Source organism: Desulfuromonas sp. CSMB_57, from assembly GCF_020194955.2.
Classification (GTDB): domain Bacteria; phylum Desulfobacterota; class Desulfuromonadia; order Desulfuromonadales; family Syntrophotaleaceae; genus JAFCIY02.
On sequence record NZ_JAFCIY020000005.1, the window covers coordinates 1 to 1,805 of the forward strand.

The 1,805-nt window shown below is 61.4% G+C and carries 2 protein-coding genes; both read left to right on the forward strand.

Translation table 11 applies throughout. The annotated features are described in order from the left end of the window. Positions 1–327, forward strand: a 327-nt coding sequence (locus JQN68_RS01985; protein WP_225073923.1) for a (2Fe-2S) ferredoxin domain-containing protein, incomplete at its 5' end; no start/stop codon positions are given. 18 nt (positions 328–345) lie between these two features. After that, the coding region (locus tag JQN68_RS01990; RefSeq protein ID WP_225073924.1) for an NADH-ubiquinone oxidoreductase-F iron-sulfur binding region domain-containing protein at positions 346–1,805 on the forward strand (1,460 nt) is incomplete at its 3' end.

Below are 1,805 nucleotides of genomic sequence, written 5' to 3' on the forward strand. Positions count from 1 at the left end.
GCGGCCGAGCAGGCCAAAAGCGGCAAAGTGATCGTGAACGTATCTCTGGCGACCTGTGGCATCGCTTCCGGCGGCAAGGAAGTCATGGAAGCCATGAAGGAAGCGGTGCAGGCCCAGGGTCTGACCAACGTGGAATTCATGCAGTCCGGTTGCATGACCTACTGCTACGCGGAGCCGACGGTGGAAGTGACCCTGCCGGGCAAGGAGCCGGTGGTGTTCGGGTACATCAAGCCGGAGAAGGCCAAGGTGCTGGTCGAGAAGTACATCAAAAACGGCGAACTGGTTGACGGGGTGCTCCCGGTCAACTACGAACGCGTTGTTTTTTAAGATAAGGAGATACGAGTGATGGCGGATAAAAAGCAGCTCAGAATCGCGACCCGGAACTCCGGCTTCATCGATCCGGAAAGCCTTGAATCCTATCTGGCCGTGGGCGGCTACCAGGCCCTGGGCAAGTGTCTGACGGAAATGAAGCCGGCGGATGTCATTGAAACCATCAAGGCCAGCGGCCTGCGTGGTCGCGGCGGCGCGGGTTTCCCCACCGGCGTGAAGTGGGGCTTCGCAGCCAAATACCAGGGTGAGCGCAAGTACGTCGTCTGCAACGCCGACGAAGGCGACCCCGGGGCGTTCATGGACCGCGCGGTGCTCGAAGGCGACCCGCATTCGGTTCTGGAAGCCATGGCCATCGGCGGCTATGCCATCGGCGGCAACAACGGCACCATCTACATCCGCGCCGAATATCCGCTGGCCATCAAGCGTCTGAAAATGGCCATCGAGCAGGCCAAGGCGGCCGGCGTGCTGGGCGACAACATCCTCGGCACCAATTTCAGCTTCGACATCGAGCTGAAGTACGGCGCCGGCGCCTTCGTCTGCGGCGAAGAGACCGCCCTGATCAACTCCATGGAAGGCAACCGCGGCGAGCCGTACACCAAGCCGCCGTTCCCGGCCGAATCCGGTTACTGGAACATGCCGACCATCGTCAACAACGTCGAGACCCTGGCCAACATTCCGGCCATCATCATGAAGGGCGCCGACTGGCACAGCAGCATCGGTACCGAGACCAGCAAGGGCACCAAGGTGTTCTGTATCGTCGGCAAGATCAACAACGTCGGCCTCATCGAAGTGCCCATGGGCATCACCCTGAAGGAAGTCATTGATGAGATCGGCGGCGGCGTGGCCGACGGCAAGGCATTCAAGGCGGTGCAGACCGGCGGTCCGTCCGGCGGCGCCCTGACCTACAAGGACCTGGATGTCGCCATCGACTACGAGAGCCTGATGAAATGCCAGTCGATGATGGGCTCCGGCGGCATGATCGTCATGGACGAAGACGACTGCATGGTGTCGGTGGCCAAGTTCTTCCTGGACTTCACCATGGACGAGAGCTGCGGCAAGTGCACCCCCTGCCGCATCGGTTCCCGTCGTCTGTATGAGCTGCTGGACAAGATCACCCTGGGCCAGGGCACCATGGAGGACCTGGAGAAGCTGCGCTCCCTGTCCGTGAACATCAAGGACACCGCCCTGTGCGGTTTGGGCCAGACCATGCCCAACCCGGTGCTGTCGACCATGCGCGTGTTCGAAGACGAGTACCGCGCCCACGTGGTCGACAAGAAGTGCCCGGCGGGCGTCTGCGCCGAACTGCTGGAATTCGTCGTGGTGCCCGAGAAGTGCGTCGGCTGTACGCTGTGCGCCAAGGTTTGCCCGGTCAACTGCATCAGCGGCAAGGCGAAGGAAGTGCACATCATCGATCAGGCCGCCTGCATCAAGTGCGGCGCCTGCTTGGACAAGTGCAAGTTCGACGCCATCATCAA